Raw genomic sequence first — 22,769 nt, 5'->3', positions numbered from 1 at the left:
AGTCCCACTTGCGGGGTCGGGGAACGCGGGCGATGAAGCGGGGAGGGAGAACATGTCCATGCTGCATCGCCGTCCTTTCCTGCTGGCCGCGCCGGCGCTGATCCTGGCGGGGCGCGCTTCGGCCCAGGTGCCAACCCCGGCCTGGCCGCAGCGGCCCGTGCGCATCATCGTCCCCTTCGGCCTGGGCGGCTCGGCCGATGTCGCCGCGCGCTTCCTGGGCGAGCCGCTGGCCGCCGCCTTCGGCCAGCCCTTCGTGATCGAGAACCGGCCGGGGGCCGGCGCCACCATCGGCACGGACCAGGTGGTGAAGAGCCCGCCCGATGGGCAGACGCTGCTGCTGATGAGCAACACGCACACGGCGAACGAGACGCTGCTGCCGAACCGCCCCTATGTGCTGATGCGCGACCTGGCGCCGGTGGCCGCCATCAACATCGCCTATCACGCGCTGGTGGTGCATCCCTCCATCCCGGCGACGACCGTGCCGGAGCTGATCGCGCTGCTGAAGGCGAATCCGGGCCGCTACGATTACGCCAGCAGCGGGCCCGGCACGCCCTATCACATCGCGGGCGAGGTGTTCCGCGCCATGGCGGATGTGCAGATGCAGCACATCCCCTTCCGCGGTTCCAATGAGGCGCGCACGGCCGTCATCTCCGGCCAGGTGCCGATCATGTTCGACGCGATCCCGACCATGCGCGAGCAGATCGCGGCCGGGCGCGTGCGGGGGCTGGCCACGAGCGGCCCGCAGCGCAGCCCGCTGCTGCCCGAACTGCCAACCGTGGCCGAGGCGCTGCCAGGCTATGAGGCCTCGATCTGGCTCGGCCTCATGGCGCCGACGGGCACGCCGCGCGCGATCGTGGACCGGCTGAATGCCGAGGTGAACCGCATCCTCGAACGCCCCGAGACGCGGGAGCGCCAGGCGGCGGCAGGCGCGCAGCCGCTGCCCATGTCGGTGGAGGATTTCGGCAGCTTCCTCACGCGCGACATCGAGCGGCAGCGCGAATGGATCCGGATGGCGCGGATCACCGCCGGGTGATCACCTTCACGCTCAACGGCGCGGAGATCGCGCATCCGGGTGGCGTCACCCTCCTGCACGCGCTGCGCGGTGATTTCCTGCTGAACGGCCCGCGCTTCGGCTGCGGGGCCGAGGCCTGTGGCGCCTGCCATGTGCTGCTGGAGGGCCGCTCGGTGCCGGCCTGCGCGCTGCCGGTGGAGGCCGTGGCGGGCCGCGCGGTGACGACGCTGGAGGGGTTGGGCACGCGCGCCGCGCCCCACCCGCTGCAGCGCGCCTTCCTCGAAGAGCAGGCGGGGCAATGCGGCTTCTGCCTCTCGGGCATCATCGTGACGGCGGCCGCCTTCCTGCGTGAGAACCCGGCGCCGGATGAGGAGGCGCTGCGCGTGGCGCTGGATGGCCACCTCTGCCGCTGCGGCAGCCACAACCGCATCATCCGCGCCATCCAGCGCGCGGCTGAGGAGATGCGGGCATGAACCTCGCCTTCGCGGGCGCTGGGCCGGATGACCGGCCGAAGCTGCCCGGCAGCCTGCATGTGAACCGGCGCCTGGACACTTGGCTGACCTTCCACGCCGATGGCCGCGTCGCGATCCATCCGGGCAAGGTGGAGCTGGGGCAGGGCATCCTGACGGCGCTCGCGCAGATCGCGGCGGAGGAGCTGGATGTCGCGCTGGAGCGAATCCTCGTGACACCCACCATCACGGGTGTGAGCCCGAACGAGGCGGTGACCTCGGGCAGCCTCTCCGTCCAGGAAGGCGGGATGGCGCTGCGCCATGCCTGTGCGGATGCGCGCGCATTGTGCCTCTCGGTGGTGTCGCAGGCGAGCGGCGTGCCGCTGGACGCGCTGCGGCTGGAGAACGGCGTCTTCCTCGGCCCCGATGGCCCTGTCGGCTCCTACGCCGCGCTGGCCGGGCGCGACCTGCTGGATGCCGAGGCCTCGCCCGACGCGCGGCCCAAGCCGCCCGCCGCGCGGCGCGTGACGGGCACCTCCGCCCCACGGCTGGACCTGCCGGCCAAGATCTTCGGCGAGGCGCGCTTCATCCACGACCTGCGCTTCGCGGGCCTACGCCATGCGCGGATGATCCGCCCGCCCGCACCCGGCGCGCGGCTGCTGGAAGCCCCGCCCGGCGTGCTACGCGATGGCGATGTGCTGGCGGTGGTCGCGGAGACCGAGGCGGAGGCGGAAAACCTCGCCGAACGCGCCGCCCGCGCCGCGCGCTGGAGCGCAGGCGCGGGGCTGCCGCAGGACTGGCCAAGCTGGCTGGCGACCGCGCGGGGCGAGGACAGCGTGGTAGCCGAGCACGGCGCGCCCGCGCCCGTCACGCGCAGCATCACGCGCCGGTTCTTCCGCCCCTTCCTCGCCCATGGCTCCATCGGCACCTGCTGCGCCATCGCGCATTTCGACGGTGCCGTGATGCGCGTCTGGAGCCACACCCAGGGGCCCTACAATCTCCGCGCCGATCTGGCGATCGCGCTGGGACTGCCCGCCGAGCGGATCATCGTCGAGCATGTCGAGGGTGCGGGCTGCTACGGCCACAACGGCGCGGATGACGTGGCGCTGGATGCGGCGATCTGCGCGCGCCTCTGCCCCGGCGCGCCCATCCGCGTGCTCTGGTCCCGCGCGGAGGAACTCGCTGAAGCGCCGCTCTCGCCCGCCATGCTGGTGGAGGTCGAGGCCGGGCTCGATGCCGCCAACACGCTCGCGTCCTGGCGCGTGCATGTGCGCTCCAACGGGCATTCGGGCCGGCCGGGGCGGGTGAAGACGCCGGTCCTGCTGGCGGCACCCCTCATGGAGGGCGGCCAGCCCATCCCGCCCGCGATCAACCCGCCGCTGGCCGGCGGCGGCGGTGCGCAGCGCAACATGGTGCCGCTCTATCGCGTGCCGGGGCTGTCGGCGACCATGACGCGGCTGACGGAGATGCCCATCCGCAGCTCCGCGCTGCGTGGCCTGGGCGCGCTCATTCATGTCTGGGCGATCGAGAGCGTGATGGAAGAACTCGCGGCATTGGCCGGCGAGGATGCCATCGCCTTCCGCCTGCGCCATTGCGACGACGAACGCGCGGCGCATGTGCTGCGCGAGGCGGCGCGCATGGCGGGCCGGGGCCGCGCATTGCCCGAGAATGAGGGCCTCGGCATCGCCGTCGCGCGCTACAAGAACACCGGCGCCTGGTGCGCCGTCGCGGCCCATGTCCGGGCGGAGGAGCGCGTGCGCTGCCTCTCGCTCCATATCGCCGCCGACATGGGCGAGGTGATCAACCCGGACGGCGCGATCAACCAGCTCGAAGGTGGCGCGATCCATGGCGTCTCGGTGGCGCTGCACGAGGCCGCCACCACGGATGGCACGCGCATCACCTCCGATTCCTGGGACGCCTATCCCGTGCTGCGCTTCCGCGATGTGCCGCGCGTGCAGGTGAATCTCATCGCCCGGCCCGAGGCGCCGCCGCTTGGCGCGGGCGAGGCGAGCATGGCGCCCAGCATCGCCGCCATCGCCTCCGCCATCCACCAGGCGCTGGGCGTGCGGCCCAGCCATCTGCCTTTCACTCCCGAGAACCTGACCCGATGACCCAGAAGCTGCGCATCACGCTCGCCTGCACCCTCTCCGACCGCACGCGGCCCATCCTGGACGGGCGGGTGCAGATCCCGGGCGTGGAGTTCATCGCCCTGCCGGGCGAGCCGGAGGATATTTTCAAGCGGGCGTTGCGCGACCGCGCCTTCGACGTGACCGAGCTTTCCATGGGCAGCCACATCACCACGACCGCGCGCGGCGACAGCCCCTATATCGGCGTGCCGGTCTTCCTCTCCCGCGCCTTCCGCCACAGCGCGATCTACATCCGCACCGATCGCGGCATCACGCGGCCGGAGGACCTCGCCGGCCGGACCATCGCCCTGCCGGAATACCAGCAGACAGCGGCCCTCTGGGTGCGCGGCATCCTGCGCGAGACCCATGGCGTGGACACGCGCGCCATCCGCTGGCGCATCGGCGCCGAGCGCATCGCCATCACCCTGCCCGAGGGCTTTGACGTGGCCCCCTTGGGCGAAAGCCCCGAGCAGGCGCTGCGCGAAGGCCGTGTGGATGCGATGATCGGCCCCCGCCCGCCCGCGCCACATCCGCAGATCGCGCGGCTCTTCCCCGACTATCCCGCGGCCGAGAAGGCGTGGTTCGGGCAGACGGGCTTCTTCCCCATCATGCATTGCCTTGCCGTGCGGCGGGATGTGGCGGAGGCCAATCCCTGGCTGCCGCTGGTCCTCTTCCGCGCCTTCGCCGAAGCGCGCCGCCTCTCGCTGGAGGAACTGCGCCTGGTGAATGTTCTGCGCGTCTCGCTGCCCTGGATCGCAGCGGCGATGGAAGAGCAGGAGCGCGCCATGGGCGGCGATGTCTGGCCCTATGGCTTCGCCAAGAACCGGGAGGAGATCGCGGCCATGATCCGCTTCGCCCGCGCCGATGGGCTGGCGGCGCGGGACCTCTCGCCGGAGGAGCTGTTCCATCCTTCGGTGCTGGCGGAGGTCGCATGACAGAAGAAAAGAGGCCGGAGACCCCATGAAGATCCTCATCGCCGGTGGGGGCATTGGCGGGCTGGGCGCTGCGCTGGCCCTCGCGCAGCGCGGGCATCACGTCCAGGTCTTCGAGCGGGCTTCGGAGTTCCGCGAGATCGGCGCGGGCATCCAGCTCGGGCCCAATGTCTTCAAGATGTTCGACCGGCTGGGGCTGCGCGACGACATCCTGGCGCGCGTCGCCATTCCGAAGGCGCTCGTCATGCGCTGCGCGCTTCAGGGCCACGAGATCACGCGCGTGCCGCTGGGCGAGGGTTTCCAGGCGCGCTTCGGCCAGCCCTATGCCGTCATCCACCGCGCCGATCTGCACGGCGTGCTGCTGGCCGCCTGCACCGCGCATCCCGCCATCACCCTCACCACCGGCCGCACCGCGCGCGACTACAGCCGCATCGGCGCGCAGGTCTCGCTCCACTTCGAGGACGGGTCGAGCGAGCGCGGTGATCTCGTCATCGGCGCGGATGGCCTCTGGTCGCGCATTCGCACCGCCATGCTGGGGGCGGAGAGGCCCGTCGTCTCCGGCCATATCGCCTATCGCGCCGTGCTGCCCATGGGCGAGGTGCCGGACGGCATCCCGCGCGACGAGGTGCTGCTGCATGCCGGCCCCCGCCTGCACCTGGTGCATTACCCGCTGCGCCGCGGCGACCTCATGAACCTCGTCGCCGTCTTCCACAGCACCGAGTATTCCGAGGGCTGGGACCAGGCGGGCGATCCGGCGCTGCTGCGCAGGCACTTCGCCCGCACGCGGCCCGAGGTGCGCGCCATGCTGGAGAAGATCGAGACTTGGAAATACTGGGTGCTCTGCGACCGTGAGCCGAAGCGTGGCTGGCAGGATGGCGCGGCCGTGCTGCTGGGCGATGCGGCGCACCCCATGCTGCAATACCTGGCGCAGGGCGCGAACATGGCGCTGGAGGATGCGCTCTGCCTCGCCGACATGCTGGCGGCACTGCCGCTTGATCGCGCCCTGCCGGCCTATGAGGCGGCCCGCGTGCTGCGCACCGGCCGCGTGCAGTCCATGGCCCGCCTCTATGGCGAGATCTACCACGCCGCCGATGTGCGGGCCGAGCTGCGTGATGCCATGCTCATGGGCCGCGCGCCCGAGGCCGCGTGGGAGGGCATGGCCTGGCTTTACGATGGGCCGGATTGGCAGGCACCATAGCCTCCAAATCACGGAGGAATCGGCGCCATGCAACTTACCCTCAACGGGCGGAAAGCCCTGATCACCGGCGGCTCCAAGGGCCTCGGCCTCGCCATGGCGAAGACCTTCGCGCAGGCGGGGGGGCATGTGGCGCTGGTGGCGCGCGGCGCCGATGCGCTGGAGGCCGCGAAGGCCGAGATCCAGGCGGCGGCGCCGGCCGCGAAGGTGGCCGCCATCCCGGCCGATATCCGCACCGCCGAGGGCTGCGCGAATGCCGCCGCCGCGGCCGCCGCCGCGATCGGGCCCATCGACATCCTGGTGAACAATGCCGGCACCTCGCAGCGCGGGCCCTTCATGGACATCAGCGACGCGCTCTGGGAGGACGACCTCAACCTCAAGCTGATGGCGGCCGTGCGCCTCTGCCGCGCCGTGCTGCCAGGGATGCAGCAGCGCCGCTGGGGCCGCATCATCAATGTGCTGAACATCGGCGCCAAGGCGCCGCTTGCGACCTCGACGCCGACCAGCGTGAGCCGTGCCGCCGGCATGGCGCTGACGAAAGCCCTGGCCAACGAATACGCGCCGCACAATGTGCTGGTGAACGCGCTGCTCGTCGGCATCATCGAGAGCGACCAATGGGTGCGCCGCCACGCGACCGACCAGCGCAACATCACCTGGGAGGAGTGGAAGGAGGAGCAGGGCCGCTCCGTCCCCCTCGGGCGCATCGGCAAGGCGGAGGAATTCGCCGCCATGGCGCTGATGCTGGCGAGCGAGCAGGGCGGCTACGTGACCGGCACCGCCATCAATGTGGATGGCGGGCGCTCGCCCGTGGTCTGACGGCGCGGCTCAGAAGGTCCAGAAGAGCTGCGCCTGGAGCATCGTCCAGTTGGCGCCGCCGCCGCCCGCCGCACGGATCGCCTCGCCCGGCTGGGCGAGGCCGGCCACGCCCAGCAGGTTGAGCTTCTCGTTCAGCGGCATGCCGGCGGCACGGCTCACGCTGGTCGGCGTCGAGGTCGCAAGCGGCGCCTTGGCGCCGATGTTCAGCACATTGATGATGCGGCCCCAGCGGCGCTGCTGCATCCCCGGCAGCACGGCGCGGCAGAGGCGCACGGCCGCCGTCATGCTGTAGGCGCTGATGGTGTTCAGCTTGTAGCTGTCCAGCATCTGCGTCTCGGTCACCGCCAGAGGGTCCGCGTTCACGCCGCCCCAGCCGACATTGTTCACCAGCATGGAGATGCCGCCGAAGGCCGCCACGGTCGCGGCGACGAGGGCCTGGATGTCGCCCTCCCTCGTCACGTCGCAGGCCATGCCGCGCACGTCCTGGCCGGTCTCGGCAGCGATGGTGGCGGCGGTGGCGGCGGCCTTCGCGCCATCGAGGTCGGCGATCATCACGTGGGCGCCGGCACGCGGGCCAGCGCCTGCGTCTTGATCGCGCCGGGGGCGATGGCATTCACGCGGATGCCCCTGGGCCCGCGGTCGAAGGCGATGTTGCGCGTGAGGTGGTTCGCCGCCGCCCGCTTCCTGCCTGTGGGGTGCTGCGAGCTGGCAGAGGCGGAAGACGGAATAGACGTTGAGGCGATAGGCCCATTCGAAATCGGCCATCGGCATGTCGAAGGGCTTGGGCCCGCCGCCGCCCGCATTGTTCACAAGGGTGTCGAGCCGGCCGAAGCGCGTGATGGCCTGGCCGACCAGCGCGGCCAGCGCCGCCTCCTCCGTCACGTCGCAGGGCAGGGCCAGCGCCTCGCCGCCGGCCTCGCGGATCGCTGCCGCCGTCGCCTCGGCCGTCGCGGCGTCGCGGTCACTGACGACGATGCCCGCGCCCGCTCCCGTCACGATGGCCGCCTGGCCGGCCAGGCTGATCTCGATGCCCATCTTGTGGTTCCCTCTCCCTGGCCCAGGGCTTGCCGCCTGGATGACGTGGCCGAAGGTTTTGAGTGCCCATTCCGGGCACCAAGGAAATCACCCGGCCATGCCACGCGCCCGCCCCGGGCCCGCCGTCACGGGAGAGGCCTTCCGCCGCGCCTATGCCGAGCGCTTCGCGGAGTATCACCTGGCCTGGTGGTTGTTTTTCGTGGGCCACATGGCCGATCTCCGCACGCAGCTGGGCGACCTCGAGGACGCGCTGCCGCTGGCCGCCTTCGGCCCTGGTCCGCTCGCCGAAAAGCTGCGCGTGGCGCGGCGCGCGGGGGATGCGGGCGCGCTGGCCTATGGCGCCCGGCCGGTGAACAAGGGCTGGACCAATGCGCGGCGGCTGGCCGAGGTGACCGGCATCCCGCGCGAGACGGTGCGGCGCAAGCTGGAGGGGTTCCGACGGCGCGGCTGGGTGGAGCAGGCGGAGGACCGCTCCTGGCGCATCGCGCTGCGCCCTGATGGCAGCGCGCCCCTTTCCGCCGACATGAAGGCCGCCAATGCGGAGTTCGTCGCAGGGCTCGCGCGGCTCATGGCGGAGTTCAGGCGCATCGAGATCAGCGCCCAGGGCTGAGTGATCGCCCTTTCAGATGGCAGAATGCCCATAAAATGAACAGAAATCGTTCCGGTAGGAGATTAATGCCGCGCGTCAGGGCGTCCGGGTGGCTTGGAATCGCTGGCACAGCATGTGCATAGGCGCGGCAACACCAGGGAGCGCCCGATGGCCCAGATTTTCAACCGTCTCTGTGATTGCGGCACCAGCCACGCCGCCGGCTTCACCTGCATGGAGCAGGCCCCTGCCGATGGCACGGGCGAGCTCGGTCGCGCGGTGAACGAGGCGGCGATCCGTGCCGCCTTCCCTGATGCCGGCACGCGCCGCAACCTGCTGACCGCCTTCGGCGCCGGCACGCTGCTGGCGGCCCTGGAGGGCGTGCTGCCGCTCACCAATGCCCGCGAAGCCATGGCGCAAGCGACCGGCGCGCCCGAGAAGCGCGACCTCAAGATCGGTTTCATCCCCATCACCTGCGCGACGCCCATCATCATGGCCGACCCGATGGGCTTCTACCGCAAGCATGGACTGAACGTGGAAGTGATCCGCACCGCCGGCTGGGCGGTGATTCGCGACCGCTCCATCGCGCGCGAATATGACGCGGCGCATATGCTGGCCCCCATGCCGGTGGCCATGTCGCTCGGCGTCGGTGTCGCGAACCCCATTCCCTTCTCGGTGGCCGCCATCGAGAACATCAACGGCCAGGCCATCACGCTCGCCAACAAGCACCGCGACAAGCGAGACCCCAAGGATTGGCGCGGCTTCCGCTTCGCCGTGCCCTTCGACTTCTCGATCCACAACTACCTGCTGCGCGCCTATGTGGCCGAAGCGGGCCTCGATCCCGACCGTGACATCCAGATCCGCGCCGTGCCGCCGCCCGAGATGGTGGCCAATCTGCGCGCCGACAACATCGACGGCTTCCTGGGGCCTGATCCCTTCAACCAGCGCGCCGTGTTCGACGGTGTCGGCTTCATCCACATCCTGACGCGTGAGCTGTGGGACGGGCATCCCTGCTGCGCCTTCGCCGTGCCGCGCAGCATGATCACCGACACGCCCAACACCTATGCCGCGCTGCTGCGCGCCATCGTCGAGGCCACCGCCTATTCCGACAACCAGGCGAACCGCGTCGAGGTGGCGAACGCCATTCATGGGCCGAACTACCTGAACCAGCCGCTGACCGTGGTGCAGCAGGTGCTGACCGGCACCTTCGCCAATGGTCTGGGCCAGGTGGTGCGCCAGCCCAACCGCATCGGCTTCGACCCGTACCCCTACCACTCGATGGCGGTCTGGATCCTCACGCAGATGCGCCGCTGGAATCAGCTGCAGCGCGACGTGGACTGGCGCGCGGTGGCGGAGCAGACCTTCCTCTCGCTCGATGCCGGCCGCGTGATGCGCTACCTCGGCATGCCGGTGCCGGCCAATTCGATGCGCGTCGAGACCATCCTCGGCAAGCGCTTCGACCCGACGCAACCGGAAGCCTACATGGCGAGCTTCGCGATCAAGCGGAACTGACATCATGAACACCACAGTTCCGGTGTGGCGGGCCGCGCTGCTTTCGGCCGCGCTGCTCTTCGCCCTCTTGTTCGCCTGGGAGATGGCCGTGAAGGGCAGCGCCACCGGCGGCGCCGCCACGGTGGACCCCGAGCTGGCGGCGCTGCTCAGCCCCGAGGCCGCGCGCGGCGGGCAGACCGCCCTGCCGGCGCCGACCGATATCGGCAAGCGCCTGGTCGAGCTGCTGAGCGACCCCTTCCACCAGCGCGGCACGAATGACCAGGGCATCGGCATCCAGATCGCCTGGTCGCTCTGGCGCGTCATGGCGGGCTTCCTGCTGGCGGCCGTGATCGCGATCCCACTTGGCTTCGTCATCGGCATGAGCCCGTTGCTCAACGCGGCGCTCAATCCCTTCATCCAGGTGCTGCGGCCCGTCTCGCCGCTCGCCTGGATGCCGCTCGCCCTCTACACGATCAAGGATTCATCGATCAGCTCGATCTTCGTGATCTTCATCTGCTCGATCTGGCCGATGCTGCTGAACACGGCCTTCGGGGTCGCTTCCGTGCGGAAGGAATGGCTGAACGTGGCGCGCACGCTGGAGGCGGGTCGCTGGAAGACGGCGATGCGCGTGATCCTGCCGGCGGCCGCCCCCACCATCCTCACGGGCATGCGGATTTCCATCGGCATCGCCTGGCTGGTGATCGTGGCGGCGGAGATGCTCGTGGGCGGCACGGGCATCGGCTACTGGGTCTGGAACCAGTGGAACAATCTGAGCATCGCCGACATCGTCATCGCGATCCTGATGATCGGGCTGGTGGGGCTGGCGCTCGACCGGCTGCTGGGCTTCATCGCCCAGGCCGTGGCTTGGCAGGAGTAGTGCGATGACCAACCGGATCGTTTCCGTGGAAGGAATCGCGCGGAAATTTCCTGGCCTCACCGTGTTCCAGAATGTCTGGTTCACCATCGAGAAGGGCGAATTCGTCTGCCTCGTCGGCCATTCGGGCTGCGGCAAGACGACCATCCTGAACATCCTGGCCGGGCTCGACACGCCGAGCGACGGCGTGGTGCTGGTGGAAGGGCGCGAGATCGAGGGCCCCTCGCTCGAGCGCGCCGTGATCTTCCAGGGCCATGCGCTGATGCCCTGGCTCTCGGCCGAGCAGAATGTCGCCTTCGCGGTCTCCTGCCGGAACCCGTCCTGGGACAAGGCGCGCGTGCGCGACGCCGCGCGCGAGGCGCTGGCGCGGGTGGGCCTCTCCCAGGCCGCCGAGCGCAAGCCCTCGCAGCTTTCGGGCGGCATGAAGCAGCGCGTGGGCATCGCCCGCGCGCTGGCGGTGAAGCCGAAGCTCCTGCTGATGGACGAGCCCTTCTCGGCGCTGGATGCGCTGACCCGTGGCTCGTTGCAGGAGGAGGTCTCGCGCCTCGTCACCGAGGCGGGGCAGACCGCCTTCATGATCACGCATGACGTGGATGAGGCGATCCTGCTCGCCGATCGCATCCTGCTCATGACCAACGGCCCCGAGGCGCGCGTGGCGGAGGTGCTGCACAACCGGCTGCCGCGCCCGCGCACCCGCGCCGACCTGCACCACATGCCGGGCTACCATCCGCTGCGCGACCACATCATGGATTTCCTGATCACGCGCAGCCGGACTTTGGCGGGCACGCCGCCCGCCGATTACGACGCCCAGCATCCGCCTGTCGTCGAGCTCGGCGGCTGACATCAACCCCAACCCCCAGGGGCCGGCCGCACAGCGGCCGGCGGCGCCCCAGGGACCTTGCCACCGGCGCGACCGCCGCGCGCCGAAGCCAAGCGCACGGAGTGCGCGCCGGCGATTGAGGGAAAAACGCAATGACACGTGCGCAACTGACCGAGAAGATCCTCGACATCAAGCGCGAGAACGCCTGGACCTGGAAGTATATCTGCGAGGAGATCGGCGGCATGTCGCCGACGCTCATCGTCGGCGCCCTGATGGGCCAGATGAAGCTGGTCAAGCCGCTGGCCGCAAAAGCGGGAAAACTCTTCGGCCTGACCGAGGTGGAGGAGCGCATGCTGAACGAGGTGCCCTATCGCGGCACGCCCATGCCGCCGACCGACCCGCTGATCTATCGCTTCTACGAGATGGTGATGGTGAACGGCCCGGCCTGGAAGGCGCTGATCGAGGAGGAATTCGGCGATGGCATCATGTCCGCCATCGATTTCGACTTCGACTTCGAGCGCGTGGCCAATCCGAAGGGCGACCGCGTGAAGATCACCATGTCCGGCAAGTTCCTGCCCTACAAGTATTACGGCAATGAGCAGGGCATCCCGGATTACGGCTTCAAGGAAGACTGAGCCGCACCCGGGCGGCCGGCTCTCACCGCCGGCCGGCACGGTCCACCGGGCCGCCGCGGTTCGTGGGCGTTCCCGGGCGGATGCCGGGGCCGGCGGCGCCCGCTCCGGCTCCCGGGGCGGCGCCGGGGCCAGGTGCGCCAACCCCCGGCGTGCCGACGCGCGGGGCAACGCCCACACCGGGCGCGCCCACCCCGACCCCCGGCGCCACGCCGACGCCCGGCGCCCCGACGCCAGGGGCGACGCCGAGGCCGGGCCGCCCCAGATCCTGCACGCGCCGCCACGCCTGATCAGGCGTGACCTCATGGCGCGGGAGGGAGGGGGGCGCCGCGGCCGCAGGCTAGGCGGCCAGCCCCAGGATGACGGCAGGGACCATGATGTTCATCGGCGGTGCTCCAGCACGGTTCGGGGAAGGCTATCCCCCCGCATGTCATGCGTCAGCCTGACCGGGGTGCAGCGGAGACAGGCGGTCCGCGCATGACCGCGCCCTGTCTTCGCGCCGGCCCGATCTGGTGCTTTATCCCTCCCGAGGTCTTTCGGGAGGGTTATCCATGTCCAAGGAATTGACGGTCGGCATCGCGGGGCTCGGCGCCATCGGGCTGCATCTGGCGCGCGCGCTGGACAGGGGCGTGCAGGGGCTGCGCCTGGTCGCGGTGAGTGCGAAGGACCAGGCCAAGGCCGCCGCCAACATCGCGGGCTTCGCCCACAAGCCGGCCATCGTGCCGCTGGCGCAGCTCGCCGAGCTGGCGGACATCGTGGTCGAAGCCGCGCCCGCCGCCGTCTTCGAGGAGGTGGCGCTCTCCGCCATCGAGCGCGGGCGCGTCTTCGTGCCGAGCTCCTGCGGCGCGCTGCTGCCGCGCATGCATCTGGTGGAGCGCGCGAAGCAGACGGGCGCGCGCATCATCGTCCCCACCGGCGCGCTGCTGGGCCTCGACGCCGTGCGCGCGGCGGCGGAGGGCAATGTCTCCTCCGTCACCATCGAGACGCGCAAGCCGCCGGGCGGCCTGGTGGGCGCGCCCTATCTCGACCTGAACAAGATCGACGTGCTGGCCATCACCACGCCCACCATGATCTTCAAGGGCAACGCCTTCGACGCGGCGCAGGGCTTCCCGGCCAATGTGAACGTGGCCGCCGCCCTGGCGCTGGCCGGCATCGGGCCCGAGCGCACCATGGTCGAGATCTGGGCGGACCCGGCGATGACGCGCAACCAGCACACCATCCGCGTGGAGAGTGCGGAGGTGCGGCTGACCATGACCATCGAGAACGTGCCGAGCGTCGAGAACCCGCGCACGGGCAAGATCACGCCGCTCTCGATCCTCGCCTGCCTGCGCGGGATGACGAGCACGCTCAAGGCTGGCAGCTGAGGCTTGCGCCATTGAACCACTGAGGCTTGCGCCTCGGGGCGGCGCGCGCCCAAGCTTGGGGTCCGGAGAGGAAACACCCCATGCGACACATCGCACTCATGCTGGCCCTCGCGGCCACGCCCGCCGCCGCGCAGGTGGCGCGCTTCGAGATGGAGGCGCCCACCCCCGCCTATGGCGGCGCCAGTTTCGGCGCCGCCGGTGGTTATGAGCTGATCCGCGGGCGCGCCACCATCGCGCTCGACCCCGCCGATCCGCGCAATGCGGTGATCGCCGATATCGGCCTCGCGCCCCGCAACGCGGCGGGCCGGGTGGAGGCGGTGGCGGATGTGCTGATCCTGCGGCCCACGGATCCAGCGCGGGCCAATGGCACGCTGCTGGTGGAGCCGCCCAATCGTGGCCGGCAGATCATCGGGCAATTGCTGAATGATGCGCCGGGCGCCAGCAATGGCCGCTATGCCAGTGCGACCGATGCCGGAAATGGCTGGATGTTCCGCCAGGGCTACACGCTGGCCTGGATCGGCTGGCAGGGCGACCCGACGCCGGGGCAGGGGATGCGCGTGCAGGTGCCGCGGGTGCCGGGTGTGACCGGCGCGGTGCGCGATGAATTCGTCTTCGACAACCGCACCAACCCCGCGACCGGCACGCTCACCTATGAACTGGCCGATCCCGCGAGCCTGCGCGTCACGGTGCGCGCCCGCACGGAGGATGCGCGCGCCACGCCGCCGGGCCTCGCCGTGGCCTTCACGGCGCCGGATCGCATCACCATCACCCGGCCGGAGGGCTTCGACGCCGGCGCGATCTACGAGGTGACCTATACGGCGCGCGAGCCGGGCGTGATGGGCCTGGGCTTCGCCGCCTTCCGCGACGTCGCGGCCGCGCTGCGCCATGGCGAGGCGCCCATGGATCCGCAAGCGGGTGGCAATCCGCAGGCGGGGCGGGCCTCGGCGCGGGCCGTCTCGCTCGGCGTTTCGCAATCCGGGCGCTTCCTGCGTGATGCGGTGTATCTGGGCTTCAACGAGGACACGGCCGGGCGCCAGGTCTTCGAGGGGATGATCCCGCACATCCCCGGCGCGCGGCGCACCGATGTGAACACCCGCTGGGCGCAGCCGGGCCGCAACCCCTCCGACCACACCGACCGCCTCTACCCGGCCGACCAGTTCCCCTTCACCTATGCCGACACGACCGACCCGCTGAGCGGCGCGACGGACGGTCTGCTGCGCCGCTGCACCGAGCGCCGCAACTGCCCGCGCATCATGCAGACCGACAGCGAGTTCGAATATTGGGGCGCGCGCGGCTCGCTCACCGTGACGGATGCGGCGGGTGCTCATGTCGCGCTGCCGGCGCAGGTGCGGGCCTACATGTTCGCCGGGCACCCGCATTACGCGGCGGCCAATGCCTGGGCGCAGCAGGGCCAGCTCTGCGCCATGCCGCTCAATCCGCTGCAGGCCGGCGCCCCGATGCGCGCGCTGATGGTGGCGATGGAGGCCTGGATTCGCGAGGGGGTGGAGCCGCCGGCCTCGCGCACGCCGAGCGTCGCGGATGGCACGCTGCGGCCCTCGGGCCTGCTCGCGCGGCGGGGCGAGGGTGCGGCGGGCTTCGCCTTCCCGGCGATCCCGGGGCTCGTCGCGCCCGATTCCATCACGCCCGCCTATCGGCTGGACCTGAGCGTGATGCCGCCGCGCGCGATCGGCGCCTGGCCGGTGCTGGTGCCGACGCTGGATGCCGATGGCAATGCCGTGGCCGGCATCCGCCTGCCGGTGATCGCAGCGCCGCGCGCCACCTATACGGGCTACAACCCGCGCGCCCAGGGCTTCGGCGCGGGCGCGCTCTGCACCAACCAGGGCGCGGCGCTGGCGTTCGCGGCCACGCGGGCCGAGCGGGAAGCGCGCGGCGACCCGCGCCCCTCCATCGCCGAGCGCTGGCCGGACAGCGCGGCCTATGTCGCCGCCGTGCGCGCGAGCGCCGAGCGGCTGGTGGCCGAGCGCCTGCTGCTGGCCGAGGATGCGGCGGCGATGGTGGCGGCGGCCGAGGCGGGGACGCTCGCGCGGATCAGATGACGCCTTCCAGCACCACGCGGCCGCCGGTGCCCTTGTCATCCATCACGCGGGCCATGTCGTCGCGCACTTCGGGGATGCGGCGGTAGAACTGGTGACTGGCGTCGAGCGTGTGGCCGGGGCCCATATCCACCAGGCGCTCGCAATCCACGAAGCGGGTGGTGTCGCGCGGGTAGCGGGCCAGGTCCGTGCGGTCCACCGGGCCGCTGCGGCCCAGGCGCTGCATGTTGTTCACCACCTGGCTCAGCCGCAGCACTTGGTCCGCCGCCGAGTGGTAGAGGCTGAGCCGGCCTGAGACCGTCGCGAGATGACCGAGCCAGGCGGGCCCGCGCATCGCCTCCGCATAGGGGCAGTCGGCCGCCGCGCTCAGCGCCTCGTCGAACAGCACATCTTCCGGCAGGCCCATCGCGGCCCAGCGGTTCAGCGCATGCTCGATGGCCCGGTTGCCCATGGAATGCGCGAGCAGGAAGACGCGTCCGCCGCGCTTGCGCACGCGCCGGATGGCGGGGCGCAGCCGGTCGAGGAAGCTCACCAGATCGGCCGCGGAGGCGGCGGCGGCGGCCTGGTCCTCGAAATAGGCGCGGGCCAGCGGCGAGGCGGTGATGCCGAGCAGCTTCAGCGCCAGCGTCATGGGCCCGAGCGCGATCCCGCCCAGCACGTCATCCGGGTCCACCACCACGCCGCGCGAGGGCCAGGAGAAGCTGACCACGCTGCAATCGGCGGCGGCAACACCCGAGGCGGCGAGGAATTCGCGGTTGAAGGCGGCGCGGGTGAGGCTGTCGGTGAAGCTGTTGGCGAAGCCGTGGACGAAGATGAGCAGGTTGCGGCCGGAACTGAGGTCGGCCGTCACCGTGTCGCTGAAATCATCCGCCGCCACGCTTTCGATGCGCGCGAGGCGCCCCGCTTCCAGGCGGGCGAGGTCGGTGCCTTCCACGAAGGCGACGGCGTGGGTGACGCGGCCGGGCTGGCCGGCGGGGCCGGTTTCGCCCGCATAATGGCTGGCGCTGGTGCCGTCACCCTGGAGTTGCCGGTTGGTGGCGAAAAATACTGTCGTGTGCATGTATCCGACGATGACATGCAACCAGGCCGTGCAACAGGGGGCGCATTGCACTCAATGCAAGAAAATTGCACCGATGACCGCGCCCGCACCCAGCACCCAGAGCGGGCTGAACCGGCTTCGCCAGACGAAGAGCGTGCTGGCGATGGAGATGCCGATGGCGAGCGGTGCGCCCCCCGTGCCGAAGGCCGCGCCTTGGGCCAGCAGCAGCCCCGAGGCGGCGATGAGGCCGACCGCGATGGGCACCATGCCGCGCTCGAAGACGCGCATCGCCATCGCCCCCTGCAGATGGCCGCGCAGGCGGCAGAAGGCGTAGGCGAGGATGGAGGTCGGCCCGCACATGGCGAGCATGGCCGCGAACATGCCCGTGATCCCCGCCACATGCCAGCCGAAGAGGCCCACCACCATCACATTCGGGCCGGGGGCCGCCTGGGCCAGGGCGTAGCGCTTGGAGAAGGCGAGGTCATCCATCCAGCCGTGGTTCTCGACCATCAGCCGGTGCATCTCGGGCAGTGCCGCCACGCCGCCGCCCACCGAGAGCAGCGAGATGCCGAGGAAGCCCCAGACGAGCGCCCAGAGATCGTCGCCCTCGCTCATCGGCGCAGCGCCCACCAGGCGGATGCGAGGCCGAAGGGCGCGAGGCCCAGCACCACATAGGGCAGGGGCGCGCGCAGCAGCGCGAGGCCGAGCGCGGTGAGGCCCACGAGCAGCAAGGGCAGCGTGGGCCTCAGCTTCACCGCCATCTTGATCGCGGTGCCGAGCACCATGCCGGCGGCGGCGGCGGCGATGCCGGTCAGCGTCGCGCGCACCAGGGGCAACTGCCCATAGGCGTCATACAGCGCCGCGATGCCCGCCAGCAGCGCCATGGGCCCGGCGAAGAGGCCGAGCGCGCAGGCGGCCGCACCCATGGCGCCGCCGAAGCGCGTGCCCACGCCGATCGCGGTGTTGAGCGCATTGGGGCCGGGCAGCACCTGGCCCAGGCCCAGCGTCTCGGCGTATTCCTGCTCGGTCAGCCAGCCGCGCTGCTCGACCAGCACATGCCGCGCCCAGGCGTTCACGCCGCCGAAGCTGGTCAGCCCGATCTGCAGATAGGTGAAAAAGAGCGCGCGGTTGGAGGGATGCGCGCGCCGGCTCACAGCAGCAGAAGCCCCAGCGCGCCGCCGCCCGCCAGCACCCAGAGCGGCGAGTATTTCGTCCGCCAGACGAAGATGGTGGAGACGGCGATGATGACGAAGCTCAGCCAATCCGTTCCCGCCGCCTGCGCCATGATGACGCCCGAGCCCGCGATGAGGCCGACCGCGAGCGGCACCAGCCCGAATTGCGCGGGCTTGAGCCAGGTGGCGCCGCGCAGCCGCTCGGTCAGCCCCTGCATGCCATAGGCGAGGATGGCGGCGGGCAGCAGCATGCCGATGGTGGCCATGGCGAGCCCCGCACCGCCCGCGATGTGCCAGCCCATGACGGAGGCCGCCAGGATATTGGGGCCGGGTGCGGCCTGGGCGAGCGCGAAGAGCTGGCTGAAGGTCGCGTCATCCATCCAGCCATGCACATCCACGACGAGGCGATGCATCTCGGGCAGCACCGCGTTCGCGCCCCCGATGGCCAGCAGCGAGAGGGTGCCGAAGGCGAAGAGAATCTGCAGCAGCAGGGTCATGGCGCACGCTTCCAGGATCGCCGCAGGGAAAGCCAGATGCCCAGCGGCGCCAGCACCACGACGATGAGCGGCAGCGGCAGGCGCAGGAAGGCCGCCCCCGCGACGGCGAGCAGGCCGACCACGATCAGCTCCGGTGGCGGGCGGAGATTCTGGCCCATCTTGAGCGCGGTGCCGATGACCATCCCGGCCGCCGCGGCGGCGACACCCTGCATGAAGGGCGCGACCCCCGGCTCCGTGCCGAACCGCTCATAGAGCACGGAGAGGATGATGAGGATGCAGAGCGGGCCGATATAAAGCCCTGCGGTGGCGATCAGCGCGCCGGCCAGCCCATGAAAGCGCCGCCCGATCATCACCGAGGCATTGCCCACATTGGGCCCGGGCAGGATCTGGCCGAGGCCCAGCACCTCGGCATAGTCGCGCTCGGAGAGCCATTTGCGCTCCTCCACGATCACATGGCGCGACCAGGGGCCGACGCCGCCGAAGCCGAGCAGCCCGATCTTCACATAGCCGAGGAAGAGCTCGAGCTTGCCGGGGATTTTCGGTGGGGCCTCACTCACGGGGCAGAAGCTGCTCGGCCAGCGTCACCCAGTAGCTGGCGCCGATCGGCAGGATGTCGTCGTTGAAGTCGTAGAGCGGGTGGTGGACGCTGGCTTCGTTCCCGGTCTTGGCGCCGCCCAGCATGATGTAGTTGCCGGGGCAGGCGTTCAGCATGAAGGCGAAATCCTCGGCCCCCATGGTGGGCTTGGGCATATGCGCCACCCGCGCCTCGCCGCTCACGGCCAGCGCCGCGCGTCTGGCGAGCTGCGTGCTCTCGGCCTCGTTGATGGTGGCGGGATAGGCGCGTAGGAATTCGGCGGTGGCCGTGGCACCGAAGCTCGCCGCGATGCCGGTGACGAGGGACTTGAACCTCGCCTCCAGCATGTCCCCCACCTCGGGGAGGAACCAGCGCGCGGTACCGAGCATGCGGACCGTCTCCGGGATCACATTGTAGGTGTGGCCGCCGCTGATGTGGCCGATGGTGATGACGCCGGCATCCGCGGCGTCGAGGTTGCGGGCCACCACGGTCTGCAGCGCCTGCACGATGGCGGCCGCGATGACGATCGGATCATTGCCCTGGAAGGGCAGCGCGCCATGCGCGCCCTTGCCGGTGATCGTGACTTCGAGGTTGGCGACGGCCGCCATGACCGGGCCCTCGCGCCAGGCGAAGGTGCCCTCCGGCATGGCGGGCCAGTTGTGCAGGCCGAAGATGCGCTCCATCGGGAAGCGCTCGAAGAGGCCCTCCTGCACCATCACGCCGCCGCCGGCGAGATTCTCCTCGGCCGGCTGGAAGACGACATAGACGGTGCCGTCGAAGTTGCGTGTCTCGGCCAGGTATTTGGCCGCGCCCAGCAGCATGGTGGTGTGGCCGTCATGGCCGCAGGCATGCATCTTGCCGGGAATGGTGGAGGCATGCGGCAGGCCGGTCGCCTCCTCGATCGGCAGCGCGTCCATGTCGGCGCGCAGGCCGATGGCGCGGCCGGTCTTGCCGCGGCCGCCATGGATGATGCCGACGACGCCCGTTTTGGCGATGCCGGTGACGACCTCGTCGCAGCCGAAATCGCGCAGCTTCTGGGCCACGATGCCGGCGGTGCGGTGCTCCTCGAAGCCGAGTTCGGGGTGCATGTGGAAATCGCGGCGCCATTCCGTCATCTCGGGATGGAATTCGGCGATGCGGTTGATGATGGGCATGGGAAACTCCTGTTCCCCTCAACAAAACGTCCGCTTGAGACCTTCCGCAAGGGGGATGGGTGTCACGCCCAGCGTTGCGCGCATGGCCGTGATGTCGAAGGCCTTGTCCTCGGTGAGGCGGCGGATTTCCTCCGCGCCGATCCTGGGCAGGAAGGGCAGGATGCGCGTGATGGGACTGAGCGCCATCAGAAGGCTGGCCGGGATGGGCAGGACGGCGCGCGGCGGGATGCCGGCGGCGCGGGCGACTTCCGCGCAGAAGGCGCGATAGGGCAGGGGTTCGGGCCCCGCGATGATGGTGACCTCGGGCGCGGCATTGGCGCGGCTGCTGGCCGCGACCAGGCAGCGCGTCACATCCGCCTGGTGGATGGGCTGGACGAGACTGCCGCCGCCGCCGGGCAGGGGCAGCACGGGCAGGCGGCGCATCAGCGCGGCGAGGCGCTGGACATTGTCCTCGCCCTCCGCGCCGTAGATCATCGTGGGGTGCAGCAGGACCCCCGGCCGGCCGCTGGCCAGGAAGGCGGCCTCGCCCGCGCGCACGCCATTGCCGTGATCGTCGGGCCAGCGCGAATGGCGGCGCGTGCTGCCCATGAAGACGAAGCGGGCCCCGGGCGGCGCCGCGGCGAGGATGGCCGGGATGTGCCGCGCATGCGCGCAGGAGATGATGGTGGTGGCGCCGGCGAGTGCGGCGCTGAGCGCGCCTTCGTCGCGCAGGTCGGCCACCGCATGCGGGGCGGCGATGCCGAGCGCCTGCCACTTCGCGGCATCGCGCACCACGGCGCGGAAAGGCTGATCCAGCGCGCGGCAGAGTGTCGCGCCGGATCGGCCGGAGGCGCCGAGGACGGCGATCATCGCCGCGGCGTCACACGCCCTCGCTGCGCAGGAAGCGGAGATCCGCGCCATCGGGCGCCTGGAGCACCTGCTCATGCACCAGGCGGTCCCAGCCGCGCTTGGGCGTGGCGCGCGCGGACCACCTGGCGCGGCGGGCGGCGAGGGTCGCTTCATCCACCAGCAGGTCGAGGCTGCGGCTCTTCACCGAGAGGCGGATGCGGTCGCCGGTCTCGGCGAAGGCGAGCGGGCCGCCGGCCTGGGCCTCGGGCGCGATATGCAGCACCACCGTGCCGAAGGCGGTGCCGGACATGCGGCAATCGCTCATCCGCACCATGTCCTTCACGCCGGCGCGCGCGAGCTTCTTCGGAATCGGCAGGTAGCCCGCCTCGGGCATGCCGGCCGCCGAGAGCGGGCCCGCATTCTTCAGGATCATGATGGTCTCGGGCGTCACGTCCAGGTCATCGCGGTCGATGCGCTCGGCGAGATCCTCGACGCTGTCGAAGACCATGCAGGGCGCCTCATGCTCGAAGAGGGATTCGGTGGCGGCCGAGCGCTTCAGGATCGCGCCATCGGGCGCCAGCGAGCCGAAGAGGGCGACGAGGCCACCCACGGGAGAGACCGGCTTCTCCCGCGCCTTGATGTAGGTGCGGTCCACGAAATGCGTGCCGTCGCCGATGCGCTCGGCCAGCGTGCGGCCGTAGACGTCGCGGGTTTCGAGGTGCAGCAGGTCGCGGATTTCCCAGAGCAGGGCGCGCATGCCGCCGGCGAAGTGGAAATCCTCCATGTACCCCTCGCCGGTGGGCTTGAGGTCCACCAGCACCGGCGTCTCGTCGCTCATCTCATCCAGGCGCTTGAGATCCACGCGCAGCCCCGCGCGGCCGGCGATGGCGGCCAGATGCACCAGGGCATTGGTGGAGCCGCCCAGGGCCAGCAGCACGCGCATCGCGTTCTCGACCGCCTCGATCGTCATGATCTCGGAGGGGCGGACCTTGAGGCCCATGGCCAGCCGCCCGGCTTCCTCGGCGATGCGCAGGCGGTCGGCATGGACGGCGGGCGCGCTGGCCCCCTCCAGCGGCATGAAGCCGAGGGTGGCCACGAGACAGGCCATGGTGCTGGCCGTGCCCATCACGCCGCAGGTGCCGGCGGTGACGGCGAGCGCGTTCTCCACCTCATTGATGCGCGCCTCGCTCACATCGCCCGAGCGGTAGCGCGCCCAGTAGCGGCGGCAATCGGTGCAGGCGGCCAGCCGCTCGCCCTGGTAGCGGTTGGCGCTCATCGGCCCCGTCACGAGCATGACGGCCGGCACATCGGCCGAGACCGCGGCCATGAGCTGCGCGGGCACCGTCTTGTCGCAGCCGCCCACCAGCACGACGGAATCCATGGGCTGCGCGCTCACCATCGCCTCGGTGTCGAGCGCCATGAGGTTGCGGTAGTGCATGGAGCAGGGGGTGAGGAAGGGCTCGCAGAGGCTGATGGTCGGGAAGGCCATGGGCAGGCCGCCCGAGAGCATGACGCCGCGCTTCACCGCCTCGATCAGGTCGGGCACGGAGCGGTGGCAATTGTTGAAGTCGCTCGCCGTGTCCACGATGCCGACGACGGGGCGGGTCAGCGCATCCTTCGAATAGCCCATGGAGGCGGCGAAGCTGCGGCGGAGATAGAGGGCGAATTCGCGGTCGCCGTAATTGGCGGCGTTGCGGCCGAGACCATGGGCGGCGGGGTTGGTGGTGTCGTCGGTCATGGCGCGCTCTCCTGCTGGCTTTCGCCCGTCATAGGCCGGAAGCGCGAAGCGGCGAAGCCCCGTCGGGAATCGAGCCGGGCCGTCACTCCGTACTGCAGATGAAGTCCAAGACCCGCCCCGTCAGGCGCAGGATTGCTCCGGCACTGGGCTGGCTGATGGTGCGGCCGCAGTCAGCCGTCGCTTCCCAACGCATTTTCCAGGACTGCACATGGAAGCGGACGGCATAGGGGCTCTCGAGGCGCACCAGTATCGCGACTTGCCCGCAACCCGCATCCAATCGATATCGCTCCCGAACCCGTCGCGCCTGCCCTGCTGGATCTTGACCCGCGTTTGAACGGCCAGCGTGTCATTCGCAAAGCGGAAGAGCTGGCCGGCCGATTG

The 22,769-nt window shown here is 70.6% G+C and carries 22 protein-coding genes; 13 read left to right on the top strand and 9 right to left on the bottom strand.

Features of this window, described 5'->3' with window-relative positions; all coding sequences use genetic code 11:
• Nucleotides 1–58 precede the first annotated feature (58 nt).
• The 6 genes from ACQ860_RS04650 to ACQ860_RS04625 are packed head-to-tail and all read left to right on the top strand — an operon-like array spanning nt 59 to nt 6,530.
• On the top strand, nt 59–1,033 hold the full coding sequence (locus ACQ860_RS04650) for a tripartite tricarboxylate transporter substrate binding protein (protein WP_431302242.1): 975 nt from the start codon (nt 59–61) through the stop codon (nt 1,031–1,033).
• A complete protein-coding gene (locus tag ACQ860_RS04645) occupies nt 1,030–1,485 on the top strand; it encodes a (2Fe-2S)-binding protein (RefSeq protein ID WP_431302241.1) in 456 nt (151 codons plus the stop codon). Before ACQ860_RS04650 ends, ACQ860_RS04645 begins: the two co-directional genes overlap by 4 nt.
• Complete coding sequence (locus tag ACQ860_RS04640) at nt 1,482–3,572, top strand: molybdopterin cofactor-binding domain-containing protein (RefSeq protein WP_431302240.1); 2,091 nt, start codon at nt 1,482–1,484, stop codon at nt 3,570–3,572. The genes ACQ860_RS04645 and ACQ860_RS04640 overlap by 4 nt, the downstream gene beginning before the upstream one ends.
• Nucleotides 3,569–4,522: an ABC transporter substrate-binding protein gene (locus ACQ860_RS04635; protein ID WP_431302239.1), complete on the top strand. Its 954-nt coding sequence runs from the start codon at nt 3,569–3,571 to the stop codon at nt 4,520–4,522. The genes ACQ860_RS04640 and ACQ860_RS04635 overlap by 4 nt, the downstream gene beginning before the upstream one ends.
• A gap of 25 nt (nt 4,523–4,547) precedes the next feature.
• Nucleotides 4,548–5,717 carry a 3-hydroxybenzoate 6-monooxygenase gene (locus ACQ860_RS04630; protein WP_431302238.1) on the top strand — a complete coding sequence of 390 codons (1,170 nt, stop codon included), beginning with the start codon at nt 4,548–4,550 and terminating at the stop codon, nt 5,715–5,717.
• 27 nt (nt 5,718–5,744) lie between these two features.
• Nucleotides 5,745–6,530: an SDR family NAD(P)-dependent oxidoreductase gene (locus tag ACQ860_RS04625; protein ID WP_431302237.1), complete on the top strand. Its 786-nt coding sequence runs from the start codon at nt 5,745–5,747 to the stop codon at nt 6,528–6,530.
• A 9-nt stretch (nt 6,531–6,539) separates the two neighbouring features.
• Here the strand turns inward: ACQ860_RS04625 and ACQ860_RS04620 are convergent, their stop codons facing one another.
• Entirely contained in the window at nt 6,540–7,565 is a 1,026-nt protein-coding gene (locus tag ACQ860_RS04620; RefSeq protein WP_431302236.1) for an SDR family NAD(P)-dependent oxidoreductase, read from the bottom strand.
• Between the two features lie 97 nt (nt 7,566–7,662).
• On the opposite strand from ACQ860_RS04620, the gene ACQ860_RS04615 reads away from it, so the two are divergent.
• The 7 genes from ACQ860_RS04615 (at nt 7,663) to ACQ860_RS04585 (ending at nt 15,389) form a co-directional block, all read left to right on the top strand.
• Nucleotides 7,663–8,175, top strand: coding sequence for a hypothetical protein (locus tag ACQ860_RS04615; protein WP_431302235.1), 513 nt, complete (start codon nt 7,663–7,665; stop codon nt 8,173–8,175).
• A 147-nt stretch (nt 8,176–8,322) separates the two neighbouring features.
• On the top strand, nt 8,323–9,663 hold the full coding sequence (locus tag ACQ860_RS04610; RefSeq protein WP_431302234.1) for a CmpA/NrtA family ABC transporter substrate-binding protein: 1,341 nt from the start codon (nt 8,323–8,325) through the stop codon (nt 9,661–9,663).
• Nucleotides 9,664–9,667: 4 nt separating this feature from the next.
• The gene (gene ntrB / locus ACQ860_RS04605; RefSeq protein WP_431302233.1) at nt 9,668–10,519 is read left to right on the top strand and encodes a nitrate ABC transporter permease; all 852 of its coding nucleotides are present in this window, start codon (nt 9,668–9,670) and stop codon (nt 10,517–10,519) included.
• Between the two features lie 4 nt (nt 10,520–10,523).
• Nucleotides 10,524–11,357 carry an ABC transporter ATP-binding protein gene (locus tag ACQ860_RS04600; protein ID WP_431302232.1) on the top strand — a complete coding sequence of 278 codons (834 nt, stop codon included), beginning with the start codon at nt 10,524–10,526 and terminating at the stop codon, nt 11,355–11,357.
• A gap of 131 nt (nt 11,358–11,488) precedes the next feature.
• Nucleotides 11,489–11,971, top strand: coding sequence for a cyanase (gene cynS, locus ACQ860_RS04595; RefSeq protein ID WP_431302231.1), 483 nt, complete (start codon nt 11,489–11,491; stop codon nt 11,969–11,971).
• Nucleotides 11,972–12,519: 548 nt separating this feature from the next.
• Nucleotides 12,520–13,332, top strand: coding sequence for an aspartate dehydrogenase (locus ACQ860_RS04590; RefSeq protein WP_431302230.1), 813 nt, complete (start codon nt 12,520–12,522; stop codon nt 13,330–13,332).
• Nucleotides 13,333–13,412: 80 nt separating this feature from the next.
• A complete protein-coding gene (locus tag ACQ860_RS04585) occupies nt 13,413–15,389 on the top strand; it encodes an alpha/beta hydrolase domain-containing protein (RefSeq protein ID WP_431302229.1) in 1,977 nt (658 codons plus the stop codon).
• On the opposite strand, the gene ACQ860_RS04580 is transcribed toward ACQ860_RS04585, so the two are convergent.
• Genes ACQ860_RS04580 through ACQ860_RS04545 form a run of 8 tightly spaced genes read right to left on the bottom strand, consistent with a single transcriptional unit; the run spans nt 15,382 to nt 22,388 of the window.
• The gene (locus ACQ860_RS04580; RefSeq protein ID WP_431302228.1) at nt 15,382–16,467 is read right to left on the bottom strand and encodes an alpha/beta fold hydrolase; all 1,086 of its coding nucleotides are present in this window, start codon (nt 16,465–16,467) and stop codon (nt 15,382–15,384) included. The genes ACQ860_RS04585 and ACQ860_RS04580 overlap by 8 nt on opposite strands.
• Before the next feature lie 30 nt (nt 16,468–16,497).
• Nucleotides 16,498–17,040 carry a chromate transporter gene (locus ACQ860_RS04575; RefSeq protein WP_431302227.1) on the bottom strand — a complete coding sequence of 181 codons (543 nt, stop codon included), beginning with the start codon at nt 17,038–17,040 and terminating at the stop codon, nt 16,498–16,500.
• Nucleotides 17,037–17,579, bottom strand: coding sequence for a chromate transporter (locus tag ACQ860_RS04570; protein ID WP_431302226.1), 543 nt, complete (start codon nt 17,577–17,579; stop codon nt 17,037–17,039). Before ACQ860_RS04570 ends, ACQ860_RS04575 begins: the two co-directional genes overlap by 4 nt.
• Complete coding sequence (locus tag ACQ860_RS04565; protein WP_431302225.1) at nt 17,576–18,094, bottom strand: chromate transporter; 519 nt, start codon at nt 18,092–18,094, stop codon at nt 17,576–17,578. Before ACQ860_RS04565 ends, ACQ860_RS04570 begins: the two co-directional genes overlap by 4 nt.
• Nucleotides 18,091–18,651: a chromate transporter gene (locus tag ACQ860_RS04560; RefSeq protein ID WP_431302224.1), complete on the bottom strand. Its 561-nt coding sequence runs from the start codon at nt 18,649–18,651 to the stop codon at nt 18,091–18,093. Before ACQ860_RS04560 ends, ACQ860_RS04565 begins: the two co-directional genes overlap by 4 nt.
• A complete protein-coding gene (locus ACQ860_RS04555; RefSeq protein ID WP_431302223.1) occupies nt 18,644–19,822 on the bottom strand; it encodes a M20 aminoacylase family protein in 1,179 nt (392 codons plus the stop codon). Before ACQ860_RS04555 ends, ACQ860_RS04560 begins: the two co-directional genes overlap by 8 nt.
• An 18-nt stretch (nt 19,823–19,840) precedes the next feature.
• The gene (locus ACQ860_RS04550; RefSeq protein ID WP_431302222.1) at nt 19,841–20,671 is read right to left on the bottom strand and encodes an NAD(P)H-binding protein; all 831 of its coding nucleotides are present in this window, start codon (nt 20,669–20,671) and stop codon (nt 19,841–19,843) included.
• A 10-nt stretch (nt 20,672–20,681) separates the two neighbouring features.
• A complete protein-coding gene (locus tag ACQ860_RS04545; protein ID WP_431302221.1) occupies nt 20,682–22,388 on the bottom strand; it encodes a dihydroxy-acid dehydratase in 1,707 nt (568 codons plus the stop codon).
• Between the last annotated feature and the right edge of the window lie 381 nt (nt 22,389–22,769).

Source organism: Sediminicoccus sp. BL-A-41-H5 (assembly GCF_050632405.1).
Classification (GTDB): Bacteria; Pseudomonadota; Alphaproteobacteria; order Acetobacterales; family Acetobacteraceae; genus Roseococcus.
Note: the sequence above shows the minus strand (reverse complement) of the source record. Positions and strands in the feature narration are given on the sequence as shown.

Excerpts from the sequence above, each read along its gene's own strand:
- ACQ860_RS04635 (WP_431302239.1), top strand. The coding sequence starts at position 3,569 with ATGACCCAGAAGCTGCGCATCACGCTCGCCTGCACCCTCTCCGACCGC.
- ACQ860_RS04630 (WP_431302238.1), top strand. The coding sequence starts at position 4,548 with ATGAAGATCCTCATCGCCGGTGGGGGCATTGGCGGGCTGGGCGCTGCG.
- cynS (WP_431302231.1), top strand. The coding sequence starts at position 11,489 with ATGACACGTGCGCAACTGACCGAGAAGATCCTCGACATCAAGCGCGAG.
- ACQ860_RS04600 (WP_431302232.1), top strand. The coding sequence starts at position 10,524 with ATGACCAACCGGATCGTTTCCGTGGAAGGAATCGCGCGGAAATTTCCT.
- ACQ860_RS04590 (WP_431302230.1), top strand. The coding sequence starts at position 12,520 with ATGTCCAAGGAATTGACGGTCGGCATCGCGGGGCTCGGCGCCATCGGG.
- ACQ860_RS04625 (WP_431302237.1), top strand. The coding sequence starts at position 5,745 with ATGCAACTTACCCTCAACGGGCGGAAAGCCCTGATCACCGGCGGCTCC.
- ACQ860_RS04615 (WP_431302235.1), top strand. The coding sequence starts at position 7,663 with ATGCCACGCGCCCGCCCCGGGCCCGCCGTCACGGGAGAGGCCTTCCGC.
- ACQ860_RS04575 (WP_431302227.1), bottom strand. The coding sequence starts at position 17,040 with ATGAGCGAGGGCGACGATCTCTGGGCGCTCGTCTGGGGCTTCCTCGGC.
- ACQ860_RS04610 (WP_431302234.1), top strand. The coding sequence starts at position 8,323 with ATGGCCCAGATTTTCAACCGTCTCTGTGATTGCGGCACCAGCCACGCC.
- ACQ860_RS04585 (WP_431302229.1), top strand. The coding sequence starts at position 13,413 with ATGCGACACATCGCACTCATGCTGGCCCTCGCGGCCACGCCCGCCGCC.
- ACQ860_RS04620 (WP_431302236.1), bottom strand. The coding sequence starts at position 7,565 with ATGGGCATCGAGATCAGCCTGGCCGGCCAGGCGGCCATCGTGACGGGA.
- ACQ860_RS04650 (WP_431302242.1), top strand. The coding sequence starts at position 59 with ATGCTGCATCGCCGTCCTTTCCTGCTGGCCGCGCCGGCGCTGATCCTG.
- ACQ860_RS04565 (WP_431302225.1), bottom strand. The coding sequence starts at position 18,094 with ATGACCCTGCTGCTGCAGATTCTCTTCGCCTTCGGCACCCTCTCGCTG.
- ACQ860_RS04550 (WP_431302222.1), bottom strand. The coding sequence starts at position 20,671 with ATGATCGCCGTCCTCGGCGCCTCCGGCCGATCCGGCGCGACACTCTGC.
- ACQ860_RS04555 (WP_431302223.1), bottom strand. The coding sequence starts at position 19,822 with ATGCCCATCATCAACCGCATCGCCGAATTCCATCCCGAGATGACGGAA.
- ACQ860_RS04640 (WP_431302240.1), top strand. The coding sequence starts at position 1,482 with ATGAACCTCGCCTTCGCGGGCGCTGGGCCGGATGACCGGCCGAAGCTG.
- ACQ860_RS04545 (WP_431302221.1), bottom strand. The coding sequence starts at position 22,388 with ATGACCGACGACACCACCAACCCCGCCGCCCATGGTCTCGGCCGCAAC.
- ntrB (WP_431302233.1), top strand. The coding sequence starts at position 9,668 with ATGAACACCACAGTTCCGGTGTGGCGGGCCGCGCTGCTTTCGGCCGCG.